15 protein-coding genes are annotated in these 18,379 nt (G+C 73.8%); 7 read left to right on the top strand and 8 right to left on the bottom strand.

The window, feature by feature from the left end; all coding sequences use genetic code 11:
• Positions 1 to 48: 48 nt before the first annotated feature.
• The 5 genes from C8054_RS07585 (at position 49) to C8054_RS07565 (ending at position 5,106) form a co-directional block, all read left to right on the top strand.
• Positions 49 to 501, top strand: coding sequence for a ferritin-like domain-containing protein (locus tag C8054_RS07585; RefSeq protein WP_107156083.1), 453 nt, complete (start codon positions 49 to 51; stop codon positions 499 to 501).
• Positions 502 to 570: 69 nt separating this feature from the next.
• Positions 571 to 1,152 (top strand): PadR family transcriptional regulator, encoded by a 582-nt coding sequence (locus C8054_RS07580; RefSeq protein ID WP_107156013.1) that lies wholly within the window; start codon positions 571 to 573, stop codon positions 1,150 to 1,152.
• 23 nt (positions 1,153 to 1,175) lie between these two features.
• Positions 1,176 to 1,898: an ABC transporter ATP-binding protein gene (locus C8054_RS07575; protein WP_107156012.1), complete on the top strand. Its 723-nt coding sequence runs from the start codon at positions 1,176 to 1,178 to the stop codon at positions 1,896 to 1,898.
• Positions 1,895 to 4,573: an FtsX-like permease family protein gene (locus C8054_RS07570; protein WP_107156011.1), complete on the top strand. Its 2,679-nt coding sequence runs from the start codon at positions 1,895 to 1,897 to the stop codon at positions 4,571 to 4,573. The genes C8054_RS07575 and C8054_RS07570 overlap by 4 nt, the downstream gene beginning before the upstream one ends.
• A 65-nt stretch (positions 4,574 to 4,638) precedes the next feature.
• The gene (locus tag C8054_RS07565) at positions 4,639 to 5,106 is read left to right on the top strand and encodes a nitroreductase family deazaflavin-dependent oxidoreductase (protein WP_107156010.1); all 468 of its coding nucleotides are present in this window, start codon (positions 4,639 to 4,641) and stop codon (positions 5,104 to 5,106) included.
• 129 nt (positions 5,107 to 5,235) lie between these two features.
• Here C8054_RS07565 and C8054_RS07560 read toward each other — a convergent pair whose 3' ends face one another.
• Entirely contained in the window at positions 5,236 to 5,949 is a 714-nt protein-coding gene (locus C8054_RS07560; protein WP_107156009.1) for a VIT1/CCC1 transporter family protein, read from the bottom strand.
• A complete protein-coding gene (map, locus tag C8054_RS07555) occupies positions 5,946 to 6,803 on the bottom strand; it encodes a type I methionyl aminopeptidase (RefSeq protein ID WP_107156008.1) in 858 nt (285 codons plus the stop codon). Before map ends, C8054_RS07560 begins: the two co-directional genes overlap by 4 nt.
• 93 nt (positions 6,804 to 6,896) lie before the next feature.
• Here map and C8054_RS07550 point away from each other — a divergent pair, with 93 nt between their 5' ends.
• Positions 6,897 to 7,211, top strand: coding sequence for an STAS domain-containing protein (locus tag C8054_RS07550; protein WP_233219528.1), 315 nt, complete (start codon positions 6,897 to 6,899; stop codon positions 7,209 to 7,211).
• Between the two features lie 13 nt (positions 7,212 to 7,224).
• Here the strand turns inward: C8054_RS07550 and C8054_RS07545 are convergent, their stop codons facing one another.
• The 4 genes from C8054_RS07545 to C8054_RS07525 all read right to left on the bottom strand — a co-directional run bounded on the left by C8054_RS07545 (position 7,225) and on the right by C8054_RS07525 (position 14,732).
• Complete coding sequence (locus tag C8054_RS07545) at positions 7,225 to 10,884, bottom strand: SpoIIE family protein phosphatase (protein ID WP_107156006.1); 3,660 nt, start codon at positions 10,882 to 10,884, stop codon at positions 7,225 to 7,227.
• Positions 10,885 to 11,069: 185 nt separating this feature from the next.
• Entirely contained in the window at positions 11,070 to 11,837 is a 768-nt protein-coding gene (locus tag C8054_RS07540; RefSeq protein WP_107156082.1) for a 3-oxoacyl-ACP reductase, read from the bottom strand.
• A 5-nt stretch (positions 11,838 to 11,842) separates the two neighbouring features.
• Positions 11,843 to 13,198, bottom strand: coding sequence for an aldehyde dehydrogenase (locus C8054_RS07535; protein ID WP_107156005.1), 1,356 nt, complete (start codon positions 13,196 to 13,198; stop codon positions 11,843 to 11,845).
• Between the two features lie 169 nt (positions 13,199 to 13,367).
• On the bottom strand, positions 13,368 to 14,732 hold the full coding sequence (locus tag C8054_RS07525) for a glutamine synthetase family protein (RefSeq protein ID WP_306766806.1): 1,365 nt from the start codon (positions 14,730 to 14,732) through the stop codon (positions 13,368 to 13,370).
• Between the two features lie 87 nt (positions 14,733 to 14,819).
• Between C8054_RS07525 and C8054_RS07520 the strand changes: the two genes are divergently transcribed.
• Positions 14,820 to 16,004: a sorbosone dehydrogenase family protein gene (locus C8054_RS07520; RefSeq protein WP_107156003.1), complete on the top strand. Its 1,185-nt coding sequence runs from the start codon at positions 14,820 to 14,822 to the stop codon at positions 16,002 to 16,004.
• Between the two features lie 32 nt (positions 16,005 to 16,036).
• On the opposite strand, the gene C8054_RS07515 is transcribed toward C8054_RS07520, so the two are convergent.
• Together C8054_RS07515 and C8054_RS07510 are read right to left on the bottom strand one after the other, a co-directional pair.
• On the bottom strand, positions 16,037 to 16,234 hold the full coding sequence (locus C8054_RS07515) for a hypothetical protein (RefSeq protein WP_233219527.1): 198 nt from the start codon (positions 16,232 to 16,234) through the stop codon (positions 16,037 to 16,039).
• 276 nt (positions 16,235 to 16,510) lie between these two features.
• Positions 16,511 to 18,082 (bottom strand): amino acid permease, encoded by a 1,572-nt coding sequence (locus C8054_RS07510; RefSeq protein ID WP_107156002.1) that lies wholly within the window; start codon positions 18,080 to 18,082, stop codon positions 16,511 to 16,513.
• Positions 18,083 to 18,379 lie beyond the last annotated feature (297 nt).

Genomic DNA, 18,379 nt, shown 5'->3' with positions numbered 1-18,379 from the left:
CGCACCGAGCGCACCGAGGGCCGGGTGGCCGTGCCCGTCGGGCACCGCGTGGGCCCGAGCAACGGGCCGGGCAACGACCCGAACCGGGCACTCGGCGACGCGCTCGCCGCCGAGTACGCGGCGGTCTGGGCGTACGGGGTGATCGGCGTGCACCTCACCGACGCGGCCCGCTCGGCCGCCCGTGCCGCCGAGGCGGCGCACCGGTCCCGCCGGGACGCGCTGCTGCTCCAGCTCGCCGAGGGGGCCGGGCAGGTGCCGGCGGACCGGGCCGGCTATGCGTTGCCCTATCCGGTGACCGACCGGACGACCGCGCTCCAACTGGCCGTGGAGATCGAGGAACGGACCGCCGGTCACTGGCGGGCCGCGCTGCCGCACACCACCGGCGCGGACCGGAACACGGCGCTCGCCGCGCTCACCGACTGCGCGCTGCGGGCCACCCGCTGGCGGCGTACGGCGGGGGTGAGCCCGGTCACCGTGCCGTTCCCGGGTCGGCCGGCCTGAGCGCGACGGTGGTCACCCGGCGGAGCCTTCCGGTTGCGGCGCGCATACCAGGTATGCATACTCCAGGCCATGTCCATCCGCCACGGCCTGCTCGCCCTCCTCGAACGTGGCCAGATGTACGGCTACCAGTTGCGTGCCGCGTTCGAGGAGTCGACCGGCTCGACGTGGCCGCTCAACATCGGGCAGGTCTACACCACACTGGCCCGACTGGAACGCGACGGCCTGGTGCGCCCGCTGCCGGAGAACGAGAGCGGGCAGCGGCCGTACGAGATCACCGACGCCGGGCGGGCGGACCTGGCGCTCTGGTTCGCCACGCCGATCAGCCGGGCCGACCGGCCCCGGGACGAACTGTCGATCAAGCTGGCGCTGGCGCTGACCACACCCGGGGTGGACGTCCGGACGGTGGTGCAGACCCAGCGCAGCGCCACCATGCGCGCGTTGCAGGAGTTCACCCGGTTGAAGTACACCAGCGACAAGCCGGAGGATCTGCCCTGGCGGCTGGTGCTGGACGCGATGATCTTCCAGGCCGAGGCCGAGGTGCGGTGGCTCGACCACTGCGAGACCAGCCTGGTCCGCCACCGCCCGACGGCGGGCCGGCCGGTCGCCCACCCCGAGGCGGTGGACCGGGCCGGTGACGAGGCCCGCCGGTGACGGGACACGGGAGGCCCGCGACGATGAGCGGAGTGCTCGAACTACGCGACGTGCACCGGACGCACGGCGCGGGCGAGGCCGCCGTGCACGCGCTGCGCGGCGTCAGCCTCACCGTGGCGGCCGGCGAGCTGGTGGCGGTGATGGGCCCCTCCGGGTCCGGCAAGTCCACCCTGCTGGCGTTGGCCGGAGGGCTGGACCGGCCCACCGGCGGTGAGGTGCTGGTCGAGGGCGAGGCGCTCGGCGGCCTGCCGGCCCGCGAGCTGGCCCGCCTGCGTCGCCGCCGGATCGGTTACGTCTTCCAGGACCTCAACCTGCTGGGCAGCCTGACCGCGGTGGAGAACGTGGCGCTGCCCCTGGAGCTGGACGGCACCGGGGTACGGGCGGCCCGCCGGCTGGCCCTGGCCGCGCTGCGCGAGGTCGACGTCGCGGGGCAGGCGGACCGCTTCCCCGACCAGATGTCCGGCGGCCAGCAGCAGCGGGTGGCGATCGCCCGGGCCCTGGTCGGCGAACGCCGGCTGGTCCTCGCCGACGAGCCGACCGGCGCGCTGGACTCGCAGGCCGGCGAGGCGGTGCTGCACCTGCTGCGCCGCCGGGTGGACGACGGCGCGGCCGGGGTCCTGGTCACCCACGAGGCCCGGCACGCCGGCTGGGCGGACCGGGTGGTCTTCCTCCGCGACGGGGTGCTCGTCGACTCGACCGCGCCGCTGGTCGGCATCGAGCACCTGCTCAGCGGCAGCGAACGGTGAGCCGCGGCCGGCTCGCCGCGGCCCGGGGGTCGTGGCGCACCGCGCTGCGGATCGCCCGCCGGGAGGCCCGCCGCTCCCGCCGCCGCACCCTGCTGGTGCTGGTGATGATCGCGCTGCCGGTGCTGGGGCTCAGCTTCGCCGCGGTGAGCTACGACATGTCCGAGCTGACCCGGTCGGAGCAGCTCGACCGCCGGCTCGGCGCGGCCGACGCCGAGCTGCGCTGGGACAACCTGACCCCGGTGATGCAGGACAGGTGGGGCGACACCTCCTGGCCGGTCGAGGGCGACCCGGTGCCTCGGACCCGCCCGGTCACCGCCGACGAGCTGCGGGCACTCCTGCCCGTCGGCAGCCGAGTCGTCCGGGTCCGGCGGTGGATGCCGTTCGAGACGCCGCTCGGCCGCCGGACGGTGTCGTTCGAGGCGCGCGCGCTCGATCTGACCGACCCGCTCGCCCGTCCGTTGGCCACGCTGCGGGAGGGCCGGGTACCGGTGCGCCCGGACGAGATCGCGGTCAGCCCGGCCGCGCAGCGCCGGCTGGACACCCGCACCGGAGCGCCGGTCCACACCACCGACGGCACGCCGTACCGGGTGGTCGGGGTGGTCGAGTTCCCGGACAACCTGGGCGAGGTGGTGACGCTCTCCGGCGTCGCTCCGGACGGGCCGCCCACCGACGAGAGCTGGCTGGTGGACCTGCCCGGGGCGATGGACGAGGCGCTGGCCGACCGGCTGAACGCCCGCGGCATCCAGGTGTCCACCCGGTCCCCGCTGCCCGGCCGGCAGGAGTTCGACAACGGCGCGCCGTTGCCGGACGCCGAGGAGGCCGGCGTCTCGGTGCTGGTCGGTGGCCTGGGTCTGCTGGAGGTGGTGCTGCTGGTCGGGCCGGCCTTCGCGGTCGGCGTACGCCGCCGGCGGCGGGATCTCGCGTTGGTCGCGGTGGCCGGCGGGGACGCCGCCCACCTGCGCCGGATCGTGCTCGCCGACGGGGTGGTGCTCGGCGCCGGCGGGGCCGCCCTCGGGCTGCTGCTCGGCGTCGGGACCGCGTTCGCCGGCCGGCCGCTGGTCGAGCAGTACCTGATCCACGAGCGCCTCGGCGCGTACCGCGTCTTTCCCAGCGCGCTGGCCGCGATCGCCGCGGTCGCGGTGCTGGCCGGTGTGCTGGCGGCGCTCGCGCCGGCCTGGACCGCGGCCCGGCAGGACGTGGTGGCCGGCCTGGCCGGCCGGCGTGAGGCGCCCCGGCCACGTCGGCGCTGGCTGCTGCTCGGCGCGCTGCTCACCGTCGTCGGCACCGCGCTGGCCGCGTTCGCCGCCTCCCAGACCTCCCCGACCGGGGTGCTGGCCGGCGTCACCCTCGGTGAGCTGGGGCTGGTCTTCTGCACCCCGACGCTGGTCGGGCTGCTGGCCCGGGCCGGCCGGCTGCTGCCGCTGACCCCCCGGCTCGCGTTGCGCGACGCCAGCCGCAACCGGTCGTCGGCCGCGCCGGCCATCTCGGCCGTGATGGCGGCGGTCGCCGGCAGCGTCGCGCTCGGTGTCTACGTGGCCAGCGACGACGCCCGGCAGCGGGCGGCGTGGCAACCCGGCCTGCCGCCGGGGCACGCGCTGGTCCAGTTCGCCGACCGGGAGGGGAATCCCCCGCCGACGCTCGCAGCGGTCACCGAACGGGTCCGGGCCGTGCTGCCCGACGCCGGCGTGGCGGGACTCGCCATTCCCGAGTGTGCCCGTCCGGCCGCCCCGGACGACTACTGCGTCGCCCTGGCGGTGCGTCCGCCCGAGGAGCGCTGCCGGTACGAGCCGTTCGAGATGGCTCCCGCCTCGGCCCGCGACGACCCCCGCTGCCGACAGCCGTTCCGGGAACCGAACGACATCTCGCTGCCGGCCATCGTGGACGACGGCGACGTGTTGGCCGCGCTCACCGGCGCGCCGGCCGACGAGGTGGCCGCCGCGCGCCGGACGCTCGCCGCAGGCGGCGTGGTGGTCACCGACCCTCGGCAGGTGGCGGACGGCCGGGTCCGGGTGGAGGTGAGCCACAGCTCCGGCGCCCCGTCGGCGGCCCGCCTGCTGCCCGGGTACCCGCTGCGCGGCGGCCTTCCGGTGGACCGGCTGGTCCTCTCCCCCGCCGCCGCGCGGGCGCTCGGCCTGGTGGCCGCGCCGATGGGCTACCTGGTGGACACCACCGACCCACCCACCGACCGGCAGCGCGAGCGGCTGGTCGACGAGCTGTCCGAAAAGGCCGCGGCGTCGCTCCAGGTGTCGACCGCCGACCCGCCGACCGACCAGCGACCCCTGCTGCTCCTGCTGGCCGCCGCCTCCGGGGTGATCACGCTGGGCGCCGCCGCGGTCGCCACCGGCCTGGCCGCCGCCGAGGGCCGTCGGGACCTGTCCACGCTCGCGGCGGTCGGCGCCGACCCGCGGGTACGCCGGGTGCTGTCGCTCTGCCAGGCCGGGGTGATCGCGGTGCTCGGCTCGGCGCTGGGCATCGTGGCCGGGCTCGGCTCGGCCGCCGTCGTGCTGGCCTCGCTGAACCAGCGGTACGCGCAGTCCTGGCCGGTGCAGCCGCCGTACCCGCTGACCGTGCCCGGCCTCACGATGGCGGTGCTGGTGGTGGTGCCGCTGGTGGCGATGCTCGGCGCGGCCCTGCTCACCCGCTCGCGCCTGCCCGTCGAACGCCGCCTCGACTGACCGTCCCACCGGCGGTCGGGTCCCCAGGGGGTGACGACGGCCGGCGGGCGCGGCACACTTGGCGGGTGTCCGCCCTGGGATCCCTCGCCCGCCACCTCGGTCACCAGCGGTGGTTCGCCGCCACGATGCGCGTGCTCGTCCCCGCCGACCGGCTGGTCGGCCGGCTGACGAAGGGGCGGGTGGTCGCGTTCGGGTTGGTGCCCACGCTGGTGCTGACGTCCACCGGCCGCCGCTCCGGCCGGCCCCGCAGCAACCCCCTGCTCTACGTGCCGGACGGCGACGCCTACGTGGTGATCGGCTCCAACTGGGGGCAGCAGCACCAGCCGTCGTGGACGTTCAACCTGCTGGCCCAGCCGTCCGCCGAGGTCGACGTCAAGGGTCGCCGGGTCCCGGTGCGCGCCGAGCAGGTCACCGGCGCCGACCGGGACCGGCTGTTCGACCGGCTGGCCCAGGAGTGGCCGGCCTACCGCACGTACGTCGAGCGGGCCGGCGGCCGCGAGATCAAGGTCTTCCGTCTCGTCCCCGCCCCCTGACCGTCCCTCCACCCCCACCCCAAGATCCGCGCTGTTTCACGGAAAGCGTGGCCATTTCGCGCCCGATAGCCCCGCATTCCGTGAATCAGCGCGCGGAGGTGGGGTGGGGGGTGGGGGGTGGGGTGGGTGTCAGTCGAGGCCGCTGACGCCGATCAGGGTGCCGATCAGGTAGGTGGCGCCGGCCGCCAGCGCGCCGAGCAGCAACTGCCGCAGGCCGCTGGTCCACCACGAGCGGTAGGTGAACCGGGCCACGATCGCGCCGGCCACGAAGAGCCCCACCCCGCCGACGGCGAGCGCCAGCCAGAGGCTGGTGAACCCGAGCAGGTACGACAGCAGCGGCACCAGGGCGCCGATCGAGAAGCAGACGAACGACGAGATCGCCGCCGCCCACGGGCTGGGCTGGTCGTCCGGGTCGACGCCCAACTCCTCCCGGACGTGCACGCGCAGCGCTTCCTCCGGGTTGCGCCGGACCGCCTCGGCGACCTGGGTGGCCAGCTCGCGGGGCAGGCCGCGGGCGACCCAGGCGTCGGCCAGCTCACGCGCCTCCGCCTCCGGGTGCCGCTCCAGCTCACGCCGTTCCTTGGCCACCTCGGCGGCGACCTGTTCGTTGGCGGACCGGACGCTTGTGTATTCGCCCAGGCCCATCGAGATGGCGCCGGCCACCAGGCCGGCCGCGCCGGTCAGCACGACGCTGCGCGGCGACACCCCGCCACCGCCGACGCCGGCGATCAACGCGATGTTCGTGACCAGCCCGTCCATCGCGCCGAAGACGGCCGGCCGCAGCCAGCCGCCGGACACGTCCGCGTGGTGCGCCTCGCGCAGCGCCGCCGGGGTCTCGGTCACGGCAGCGTCAGGATCTCGTAGCCGTCGTCGGTCACGACGATGGTGTGCTCGAACTGCGCGGTCCACTTCCGGTCCTTCGTGACGGCCGTCCAGCCGTCGTCCCAGACGTCGTACTGGTGGGTGCCGATGGTGATCATCGGCTCGATGGTGAACGTCATGCCGGGTTCCATCAGGTCGGTGGGGCGCGGGCTGTCGTAGTGCGGCACGTAGAGGCCGCTGTGGAAGGCCTCGCCGATGCCGTGACCGGTGAAGTCGCGGACCACGCCGTAGCCGAACCGCTTGGCGTACGACTCGATCACCCGGCCGACGACGTTGATCTGCCGACCCGGCGCGACCGCCTTGATGCCGCGCATCATGGCCGTGTGGGTCCGCTCGACCAGCAGCCGGGCCTCCTCGCTCACCTCGCCCACGCAGAACGTCGCGTCGGTGTCGCCGTGCACGCCGTTCAGGAACGCCGTGACGTCGACGTTGATGATGTCGCCGTCCTGGAGCACCGTCGTGTCGGGGATGCCGTGGCAGATCACCTCGTTGAGGCTGGTGCAGCAGGACTTGGGGAAGCCCCGGTAGCCCAGCGTCGACGGGTAGGCGCCGTGGTCGCAGAGGAACTCGTGCACCACCCGGTCGATCTCGTCGGTGGTCACCCCGGGCTTGCAGTGCTCGCCGGCGAGCTGGGTGGCCCGGGCCGCGAGCCGGCCGGCCACGCGCATCTTCTCGATGGTCTCCGGTGTCTGCACGTGCGACCCGCGCCACTCCTGCGGGTGCTTCTTGCCCACGTACTCCGGTCGCGGGATGTGGGCGGGGACCGCTCGCCACGGGGAGAGCGTGCCGGGGGTCAGCGGCGCACGGACGGTCATGTCCTCAGCCTATCGCCGCCCCCGACGACGACCTCGCCACGGCCTGGCCGGGAGGTTGTTGCCGTGCCGCAAACGCTGTGCCATTGTTGCTGCGTGGATCAAGGGGGTGCGCCGCCCGTCTTCTCCGTGACGGCGGAGGGTGACGGCGACCACCTTCGCGTCCTGGTGACCGGCGAGGTCGACATGGCGACCGCCGACACCATGTTCCAGACCGCGTTGCGCGAGCCCGCCAAACGGCTCCTGCTCGACCTGCGGGCGGTCACGTTCTTCGACTCGGCCGCCATCCACGCGGTGGTCCGGCTCGCCCAGCGGTTCCCGGCGGCGCTCACCGTGCTGCCGTCGCGGCAGGTCCGGCGCGTGCTGGAGATCTCCGGTCTGGGTGAGCAGGAGTGGCTGGCCGACGCCTGAGCGCACGGCCGGTCTAGTCGGCCAGCCGGCGTCGCAGCGTCAGCTCGGTGCCGTCCCCGGTCCGGGTCACGCTCATCTCCCCGAGCGCCTGGATCAGCCCCAGCCCGCGACCCCGGAAACCCGACCCGCTGGGCTCGCGCCACCGGCCGCTGTCCCGGACGGTAGCGGTCACCGTGCGACCGGCGATGGTCACGTCGACCTCGATGGACGGGTCGACCGGGTCGACCGGGTGCTCGATCGCGTTCGCGGCGGCCTCCGAGATCGCCACCGTCAGGTCGAACAGGTCGGTCTCGCCGACCCGGTGGGCGACGAGGAAGTCCTCCAGGCGCTTGCGCAGCACGCTGAGCCGGGTCGGGTCGGCCGGCAGCCGCAGCGCGAAACGGTTCCGCTCGGCCGCCTCCAGCGCCAACACCGCCACGTCGTCGTGCCGGGGCCGCCCGGCGACGCGCTCCACGACGGCGTCCACCAGGTCGGCGACGTGCTCGCCGCCGGCGGCGGCGTCGACCCGTAGCTGGCGGAGCCCGGCGTCGATGCCCTCCTCCCGGTCCTCGATCAGGCCGTCGGTGTAGAGCAGCAGCCGGCCGCCGGGGGCGAGTTCGCCCTCGGCGGTCGGATAGGTGGTGCCGGGGATCGCCCCGACCGGCGGTCCGAGGGCCCGATCGTGCAGGAACGCCACATCGTCTCCGCGAATCAGCAGGGGCGAGGGATGACCCGCGCTGGCGTACCGGAGGCGGCCGGTGCGCGGGCAGAAGGTGAGGCAGACCACGGTGGCGAAGGAGCCGCTGCCGGTGGAGTGCACCAGCCGGTCGAGCCGGGTCAGCGCCTCGCCCGGGTCGTAGCCCTCCAGCACGTACGCCCGCAGCGCGTTGCGGAGCTGACCCATCGCGGCGGCGGCCCGCACCCCCTTGCCGACGACGTCGCCGATGACCAGCACCAGCTCGTCGTCGGGGGTGCCCACCACGTCGTACCAGTCGCCGCCGACCTCCACGTCGGCGCTGCCCGGCAGGTAGCGGCTGGCCACCAGCGCGCCGGGCAGTTGCGGCAGCGTACGCGGCAGCAGGCTGTGCTGGAGCGTGGTGGCGATCCGGTGCTCGGCCTCGTAGAGCTGGGCGTTCTCCAGCCGTACGCCGACCAGCCGGGCCAACTCGGTCAACGCCGCCTGTTCCGTGCCGCCGTCCTCCCGACGCCACACCCGCAGCTCACCGAGCTGCTCGCCGGTGGTGCCGGTGAGCGGCAGCACCGCGGACGGTTCGGTCGGCAGGTCCCCGCCGGTGTCCTCCTCGTGGCGGACGCCGGTGGCGACCACCAGCACCCGGCCCGCCTCGGCCAGGCCGATCGCGTGTTGCGCGGCCACCCGCACCACCTCGGCGGTGGAACGGGCGGTGTTGATCGCCACCGCGGCGTCGGCGAGCGCCCGCAGCCGGCGGATGATCTGCCCGCGGAGCTGGCCCAACTCGACGTTGGCCCGAACCCGGGCGACCAGCTCCTGGCTGGAGAAGGGCTTGGTGAGATAGTCGTCCGCGCCGGCCGACAGGCCGGCCACCTCCTCCGCCGCGCCGGCCCGCGCGGAGAGCAGCACGATCGGCACCCCCCGGGTGACCGGATTGGCGCGCAGCGCGGCGACCAGCCCGAAGCCGTCCAGCCGGGGCATCATCACATCCGTCAGCACCAGGTCGAACGGGCTGTCCACGGCCAGCCGCAACGCCTCCACGCCGTCCGGCACGGCCACCACCTCGTACGCCGGGGAGAGCAGCCGGCTGACGTGCTCACGCAGGTCGGGGTTGTCGTCGGCGACCAGGACGCGGCCGGAGCCGCCCGGCGTGCCGGACGGCTCGGGCAACCCGACGGGCCGGGCCACCTCGTCGGTCCAGAGCGCCGTCTCGGCGACGTACAGCCGGGCCTGCTCCGGCTCGGTCAGCGGCACCGGCGCCAGCGCGGACACCCGGTCGGTGGGCAGGTGCGCGTAACCGAACGGCACGGTGACGGTGAACGTGGTGCCCCGTTCCACGACGCTGCGCGCGGCGACCGTGCCGCCGTGCATCTCGACCAGCTCGCGGACCAGCGCGAGCCCGATGCCGGTGCCCTCGTGGGTACGCGAGCGCGCGCCGGCCACCCGGTGGAACCGTTCGAAGACCTGCGGCAGCTCCTGCGGCGCGATGCCGACGCCGGTGTCGCTCACCTCCAGCACGGCGGACCCGTCGCCGGGGCGGACCCGGACCACGATGTCGCCCTCGAAGGTGAACTTCACCGCGTTCGACACCAGGTTGAGGACGATCTTCTCCCACATGTCCCGGTCGACGTAGACCGGCGCCGGCAGCGGCGGGCAGTCGACCACCAGCCGCAGCCCGGCCCGCTCGGTGGTCGAGCGGAACGTGCTGGCCAGCCGGGACGTGTAGTCGGACAGGTCGGTGGGTTGGTAGCGGGCGGCCAGCCGGCCGGACTCCAGCCGGGAGAAGTCGAGCACGGTGTTGACCAGCTTGAGCAGGCGCAGCCCGTTGCGGTGCATGACGGTCAGCCGGTCGAGGTAGCGGTCGGGCAGCTCCCGGTCGGCGAGCATGTCCTCCAGCGGTCCGAGCACCAGCGTCAGCGGGGTCCGGAACTCGTGGCTGACGTTGGCGAAGAAGTTGGTCTTGGCGCGGTCGAGCGCGGCCAGCTCGGCGGCGCGGGCGCGCTCCTGCTCGTACGCCCGCAGCTTGCCCACGGCGCGGGAGACCTGCGCGGCGACCAGGTCGACGAAGTCGCGGTAGTCGTCGCTGAACGGCAGCCGACGGGACACGCCCAGCAGTAGCGCGCCGGCCGGCTCGTTCGTCGCGGTCAGTGGCAGCAGCAGCGCCTGGTCGGCGGCGTCCGGCGGCACCGGACCGGGCAGGTCGGCGGTGGCGATCCAGCGCGGCTCGGCCAGCGGCTCATCGACGGGCCGGCCGGGCCAGCCGGCGACGGTGGTCGGATCGACGCCGGCGCAGCCGGCCAGTGCCGGGGTGCCGTCGGCGTCGTGCAGCCACAGCGCGCTGAACGGCACGTCGTCGCGGTGCGCGTCGAGCACCCGCGCCACGGCCCGGCCCAGCTCCAGCGTGTTCGGCACGTCGCCCAACTCGTTGCCCAGCTCGGCCAGGGCCCGCAGCCGGCGCTCGCCGAGCACCCGGCCGGTGGTCTCGTTGACGAAGCAGAAGATGCCGTTGACGGTGCCGTCCGCCTCGCGGATCGGGTCGTACGAGACGTCGAAGTAGACGTCCTCCAGGAAGCCGTGCCGGTTGATCACGAAGGGATGGTCCTCGCCCCGGTAGGGCACGCCGGTGCCGCGCACGCCGTCCAGCAGCGGGCCGAGCACGTCCCAGGTCTCCGCCCAGTGCAGCCGGGCCGACTGCCCGATCACGGCCGGATGTTTGTCGCCGATGGTGGGCCGGTAGGCGTCGTTGTAGAAGGCCAGGTGCTCCGCGCCCCAGAACACCACCATCTGGGCACGGGAGGCGAGCATGGTGCTCACCGCGTGGCAGAGCGCGGCGGGCCAGCCGTCCGGGGCGCCGAGCGGGGTGGCGGACCAGTCGAAGCCGCGCAGCCGCTCGCCCATCTCACCGCCGGCGGCGAACGCGGCGGTCAGCAGCGGCGGGAGTGACGAATCGCCGGCCGCCGGGGACGGCCGACCGGCGTCCCCGCCCCCCTGGGCCGAGCTCATGTAGCCTCCCGCTCCGGCCTCTTTGTCCCCGACGGTCGGCGCCGCTGCGCCGACCGTCCCCGGCTACTACCCCGCCGGTGGAGCAACGTAACGCATCCGGCGCGCTGGACGCTGGTTACCTCCGCCTCATCCTGTCGTAACCGGCGGGCCCGGGCGACCCCGGCTCGCCGCCGGGTCGATCAGCCTCACAGCGGAGTGACGTACGCGCCGGTGATGCCGCCGTCGACCACGAACTGCGCGGCGGTCATGAACGAGGCGTCGTCGCTGGCCAGGAACGCCACCGCGGCGGCGATCTCGGTCGGGTCGCCGAACCGTCCCATCGGCACGTGCACCAGCCGGCGGGCGGCCCGCTCCGGGTCCTTCGCGAACAGCTCCAGCAGCAGCGGGGTGGCGACCGGGCCGGGGCAGAGCGCGTTGACCCGGATGCCCTCGCGGGCGAACTGCACGCCCAGCTCGCGGGTCATCGCCAGCACCCCGCCCTTGCTCGCCGTGTACGCGATCTGCGACGTGGCCGCGCCCATCAGCGCCACGAACGAGGCGGTGTTGATGATCGACCCCTTGCCCTGCCGCCGCATGTGCGGGATGACGTGCTTGCAGCACAGGTAGACGCTCGTGGTGTTGACCCGCAGCACCCGCTCCCAGGCGTCCAGCCCGGTCTCCAGGATCGAGTCGTCGTCCGGCGGCGAGATGCCGGCGTTGTGGAACGACACATCCACCCGGCCGTGGCGGGCCACCACGCCGTCGAACAGGTCGCGGACCGCCGTCTCGTCGGCCACGTCGGCGGCCACGAACTCGCCGCCCACCTCGTCGGCGGCCCGGGTGCCGGCGTCGGCGTCGATGTCCACGCAGACCACCCGCGCGCCCTCGGCGGCGAAGCGCCGCACGGTGGCCAGCCCGATGCCACTGCCCGCGCCGGTCACCACCGCCACCCGGTCGGAAAGCCGTCCCTGCACTGTGATCACTCCTCGGTGCCGATGAACACGTTCTTGACGTCGGTGAAGGCGTGCAGCGCGTCCGGACCCAGCTCCCGGCCGAGGCCGGACCGCTTCATCCCGCCGAACGGGGTCCAGTAGCGCACCGAGGAGTGCGAGTTGACGCTGAGGTTGCCGGCCTCGACCCCCCGGGCGACCCGCACGGCCCGACCCACGTCCCGGGTCCAGATCGAGCCGGAGAGGCCGTACTCGGTGTCGTTGGCGAGCCGGACCGCGTCCGCCTCGTCGTCGAACGGGAGCACCGAGACGACCGGGCCGAAGATCTCCTCGCGCCAGTGCCGGTCCGCCGGGGAGTCGGCGAGCAGCACGGTCGGGGCGTACCAGAAGCCGGGGCCGTCCGGGCGGGAGCCGGTGAACGCCACTGTCGCGCCGTCGACGTACCCGGCGACCCGGTCCCGGTGCGCGGCGGAGATCAGCGGGCCCATCTCGGCCGTCTCGCGGGCCGGGTCCTCCACGCGGAACGCCCGGACGGCCGGTTCGAGCAGTTCCAGGAAGCGGTCGTACACCTGACGCTGGACCAGGATCCGGGAGCGGGCGCAGCAGTCCTGGCCGGCGTTGTCGAAGACCGCGGACGGCGCGGTGGCCGCCGCCTTCGCCACGTCCGCGTCGGCGAAGACGATGTTCGCCGACTTGCCGCCCAGCTCCAGCGTCACCCGCTTCACCTGGTTGGCGGCGCCGGCCATGATCCGGGTGCCGACCTCGGTGGAGCCGGTGAAGCAGATCTTGCGGACCGCCGGGTGGGTGACGAACCGCTCGCCGACCACGCCGCCCTGGCCGGGCAGCACGGTGAACACGCCCTCCGGCAGCCCGGCGTCGAGCGCCAGCTCGGCCAGGCGCAGCGCGGTCAGCGGCGTCAGCTCGGCCGGTTTGAGCACCACCGTGTTACCGGCGGCCAGCGCCGGGGCGAGCCCCCAGCCGGCGATCGGCATCGGGAAGTTCCACGGCACGATCACGCCGACCACGCCCAGCGGCTCGTGGAACGTGACGTCGAGCCCGCCGGGCACCGGGATCTGCCGGCCGGTCAGCCGCTCCGGCGCGCCCGCGTAGTAGCCGAGCACGTCCCGGACGTTGCCGGCCTCCCAGCGCGCGTTGCCGACGGTGTGCCCGGAGTTGCGTACCTCCAGTTGGGCCAGCTCCTCCAGGTGCGCGTCCACCTCGGCGGCGAACCGCCGCAGCAGCCGCGCCCGGTCCCCCGGCGCCACGTTCCGCCACTCCTCGTACGCGGCAGCCGCCCGCGCCACCGCCGCATCCACCTCCGCCACGGACGCGGACGCCACCTCCGCGATCGCCGCCCCGCTGACCGGCGAGATCACCTCACCCATGCGTCCCCTCTCCGCCCCTCGGTTCGTCGATCTTGCAGATGGTGCCCGGACAAAAGCCTCTCATGCCGCGAAAAGCGGGCCGCAAGTGCAAGATCGGCCGGGGACGGGGACGGGGACGGGGACGGGGACGGGGACGGGGACGGGGGCGGGGGCGGGGGCGGCGGCGGGGTCAGAGGCGTTCGAAGCCACGGGTCAGCTCCCAGTCCGTGACGGCGGCGTCGAAGGCGGACAGCTCGACCTTCGCCTGGTTGGCGTAGTGGGCGACCACCTCGTCGCCGAACGCCTCCGGGGCGACCGTCGAGCGCTGCCAGAGGTCGAGCGCGTCCCGCAGCGTGCCGGGGACCCGCTCGGCGGCCGGGTCGTCGTACGCGTTGCCGGTGCACTCCTCGGCCAGCTCCAGCTCGTGCTCGATGCCGTACACCGCGCCGGCCACCAGCGCGGCGATCGCCAGGTACGGGTTGACGTCCGCCCCCGGCACCCGGTTCTCCACCCGCATCCCCTGCCCGTGCCCGACCAGCCGCAGCGCGCAGGTGCGGTTGTCGGTGCCCCAGCGCAGCGCGGTCGGCGCGAACGAGCCCGGCTGGTACCGCTTGTAGGAGTTGATGTTCGGAGCGAAGAGCAGACTGAACTCGCGCATCGTGGCGAGCAGCCCGGCCAGCACCCGCTGCCCGGTCACGCTCAGGTGCGCCGGCCCGTCACCGAGCATCGCCGACGAGCCGTTGGCGTCGCGCAGCGAGAAGTGGATGTGGCAGGAGTTGCCCTCCCGCGCGTTCGGCTTCGCCATGAACGTGATCGCCATTCCCTCTTGAGCGGCGATCTCCTTCGCCCCGTTCTTGTAGACGACGTGGTGGTCGGCGCAGGCCACCGCCTCGTCGTACCGGAAGGCGATCTCGTGCTGGCCGAGGTTGCACTCGCCCTTCGCGCTCTCCGGCGTCAACCCGGCGGCGGCCATCTCGGTGCGGATGCGGCGCAGCAGCGGCTCCACCCGGGCGGTGCCGAGCAGCGAGTAGTCCACGTTGTACTGGTTCGCCGGGGTCAGGTCGCGGTAGCCGCGCGACCACGCCTGCTCGTACGAGTCGCGGTAGAGCACGAACTCCAGCTCGGTGCCGGCGTACGCGGTCAACCCGTGCGCGGCCAGCCGGTCGAGCTGCCGGCGCAGGATCTGCCGGGGCGAGGCGACCACCGGGCCGGAACCGTCCAGCCACTCCAGGTCGGCCAGCACCATCGCGGAGCCGGGCTGCCACGGCGTCCGGCGCAACGTGTCCAGGTCGGGCTTCATGGCGAAGTCGCCGTAGCCGCGTTCCCAGCTCGACATGGCGTACCCGTCGACGGTGTTCATGTCGACGTCCACGGCGAGCAGGTAGTTGCAGCCCTCGCTGCCGTTCTCCAGCACGTTGTCGAGGAAGAACGGCGCGTGGATCCGCTTGCCCTGGAGGCGGCCCTGCATGTCGGTGAGGGCGAGCACCACCGTGTCGATCTCGCCATCGGCGACGGCGACCCGCAACTGCTCCAGCGAGAACGGCGTTCTACTCATCAGGGGGCCTCCATCACCAAGGTCTACTGGCAAACCGGATCACCGTCAATGCCCCGGTGGGACCGGGCGCGAAACCGGGGAGAGCACATGCGTCGTCGGATCGTCGCGGCCGCCGCGGCCGTCCTCGCGATCGGGTTGGGCGCCACCGACGCCCGCGCCGACCGGCAGCCCACCGCCGCCCCCGAGCGGCCCGCCGTCGAGACGGCGCCGCAGCCGGACCTGGTCGACCTGCGCCCGGCCGACGTGGAGCGGCACGTCAGCCGCCCCCGACGGCCGGCGACCGGCTACGACCTGACGAACCCGCAGGTGGTCGCCGGCGGGTTGGTGGTGCCCTGGGGGCTGGACTTCCTGCCCGACGGCAGCGCCCTGGTCGCCCAGCGGGACCCGGGCACGATCCTGCGGGTCCGCCCCGGCGGCCCGGCCCGGCAGGTGGCCCGGATCGCCGACGTGGTCGCCGGCGGCGAGGCGGGCCTGCTCGGGCTCGCCGTCTCCCCCACCTACCGGCGGGACGGCTTGGTGTACGCCGCCTACACCACCGCCGCCGACCTCCGCGTGGTCCGGTTCCGGCTGGCCGCCACGCCGGTCCCGCAGGTGCTGCTCAGCGGCATCCCCCGGGCCACGTTCCACGACGGCGGGCGGATCGCGTTCGGCCCCGACGGGCTGCTCTACGTGGGCGTCGGCGACGCCGGGGCGGCGACCCGCGCCCAGGACCTGACCAGCCGCAACGGCAAGATCCTACGGATTCGCCCGGACGGCGGCGTGCCGGCGGACAACCCGTTCCCCGGCTCACCGGTCTACAGCTACGGCCACCGCAACGTGCAGGGGCTGGCCTGGGACCGGCACGGCCGGCTGTTCGCCACCGAGTTCGGGCAGAACACCTGGGACGAGGTGAACCGGATCGTGCCGGGCGGCAACTACGGCTGGCCGATCGTGGAGGGCGTCGCCGGTGACAGCCGCTTCCGGGACCCGGTGGTGGTCTGGCCGCCGGCGCAGGCGTCACCGAGCGGCGCGGCGTTCACCCGGGGCACGCTCTACGTGGCCGCGCTGCGCGGTACCCGGCTCTGGGCGGTGCCGGTCGACCACGACGGCACTGTCGGCGTACCGGTGGCGGAGCTGGTCGGGACGTTCGGCCGCCTGCGTACCGTCGCGGTCGCCCCGGACGGCGCGCTCTGGGTGACCACCAGCAACCGCGAGCCGCGCGGCGTCCCACCGGCGGCCGACGACGACCGCGTCCTCCGCTTCCCGCTCACCCACCGCCAGCCCACACCCTGACCCCGGGGGTACGCGGACCGCCGCCCACGGCGTCAGCCACGCGCCCGCGCCCAGGCCAGGAAACGGCGGTGCAGGTCCGGCACATGGTCCGGGTTCAGCCGGGCGAGGTGTTCGTGCGCCTCGGCCATCAGGCCGCCCAGGTGGAACAGCAGCCCGACGCGGTCACCCCGGTACTCGACGAGCAGCGCACCTGTGCGGAGCGCAGCGCTCGACAGCTTCGGTGTTTCCATCCGACGCCCCCCTGATCGCGGAACCCACAGGTCCGGCCGCACCGCTCCCACGTGGCGGACAATCCCTCTCACCTGCCGGGAGTCGAAGAGATCTTGGAAGGAAGTTGCCCCTCCGGGGGCCATCTCCTTCCAAGATCTCGGCCGGGTCGGCGCAACCGCCCACCGTTCCGGACGGCAAACGGGTGATCATGAGGTTGACGGTGATTTGGAGATCCACAACTGCCGCCAACCTCATGATCGACGTCGACGGCCGAGGGGGCGGTGCCGGGGCGTGGGTCAGGAGGGTGGGGTGGGGGTGTCGGCGGGCAGCTCCTCGACGGTGCGGCGGGGGCCGGTGAACCAGTTGCGGGCCGAGGCGTACCACCAGATCGCGACGCCGAGCAGCACCCCGCCCACCGCCAGCGGTGCGTAGTTCACCGCCGTCCAGGAGAAGTCGGGACGGCCCGGCACGCCGGCCGGGACGATCGGCAGCACGAAGTAGACCGAGATGACGGCGATCTCCACCACCGCGATCCAGCCGAGCAGCCGGTAACGGCGGCCGAGCGTCCACGGGCCCGGGACGAACCGGTCCCCCATCCGCAGCCGCAGGAAGATCGGGATGATGAACGACAGGTAGAGCCCGATCACCGCCACCGACACCACCGCGTAGAACGCGACCGGGATGCCGCCGCGCTGGTAGAGCGCGGGCAGCGTGAGCACCAGCCCGGCCAGCGTGGCGCCGATGATGGCGTTGACCGGCGTGCCGTTGCGGTTGACAGTCGACCAGAGCCGCCAGCCCGGCACCGCCCGGTCCCGGCTGAACGCGTACGCCATCCGCGACATCGAGGTCACGCAGCTCATCCCGCAGAAGAACTGCCCGATGGTGGAGATGATGATGACCACCTTGAAGAAGAACGGGGTCAGCGCTGTCTCGAAGATCGCCCCGGAGAAGCCGCCCGCGTCGTTGATCGCGTCCACGTCGGTGGCGGCGAACAGGAACGCGAGCAGCAGGATCCAGCCGCCGACGGCCGAGTAGAAGATCGACCGCCACAGTCCCTGCGCCGCGGCCCTGGACGCGCCCCGGGTCTCCTCGGAGACGTGCGCGCAGGCGTCGAAGCCGGTGATCGTGTACTGCGTGAGCAGGAAGCCCAGCGGCAGCACGTAGAACCAGAACGTCAACCCGCCGGTGTCCCCGTCGCCGAAGCCGGAGTTGTTGAACCGCTCGGTGAACACGAACCGGAAGCTCTGGTGCTCGTCCGGAACCAGGACCAGGATCAGCACCACCACGGCCGCGCCGGCCACGTGCCACCAGACCGAGACGTTCTGGAGTACGTCGATGATGCGGTGCCCGTAGATGTTGATCAGGCCGTGCAGCGCGAGGATCACCACGAACAGCCCGAACGTCTGCTGGCCGGTGCCGGCCCAGCCGTCGACGAGCGCCGACACCGTCAGGTTGAGGAACGTGGCGCAGCCGTAGTCGACCGAGGCGGTGACCGCGACCAGCCCGATCAGGTTCAGCCAGCCGGTGAACCAGCCGTGCACCGGCCGACCCATGGTCGCCGCCCACCAGTAGATCCCGCCCGCGGTCGGGTAGGCGGAGACCAGCTCGGCCAGGCAGAACCCGATGACCAGGATGAACATCGAGATCAGCGGCCAGCCCCAGGACACGGCCACCGGGCCGCCGTTGTTCCACGCCTGGCCGAACGTGGTGAAGCAGCCGGCCAGGATCGAGATGATCGAGAACGAGATGGCGAAGTTGGAGAAGCCGCTCCACTTGCGGCGCAGCTCCTGCTTGTAGCCGAGTTCGGCGAGTCGTCGGGCGTCGTCGTCCATCGGCTGCTCGGCGGTCGGCGCGGGCGTCGTGGCCACTGCACACCTCCTCGAGGCGAGTGCTCGCAGTCTGCTCCCGCCGATCAAGGTGGTCAATACGCGTACCGGTTAAATGCGTTGTCCCGGCGCCCGGCCCGGGGCATCCTTGGAGCTGTGACCAGGCCCGACCCGACGGGCCGGCACCGGGCGCTCGGCAACGCCCGGTCTGCGGCGGCGCGCGGCGTCCACCTCTCTCTCACTGAAGTGCGGCGTCTCGCCGTACCCCGGACGCCCGCGCCGCCGCCCCCTACCGACCCGGCGCAGGGGTACCGGTTGTCGACTCGTATACAACGTTGT

This window comes from Micromonospora sp. RP3T (assembly GCF_003027925.1).
In the GTDB taxonomy this organism is placed as follows: domain Bacteria; phylum Actinomycetota; class Actinomycetes; order Mycobacteriales; family Micromonosporaceae; genus Micromonospora.
The sequence above is the reverse complement of the archived record's forward strand: the minus strand, read 5'-3'. Positions and strand labels throughout refer to the sequence as shown.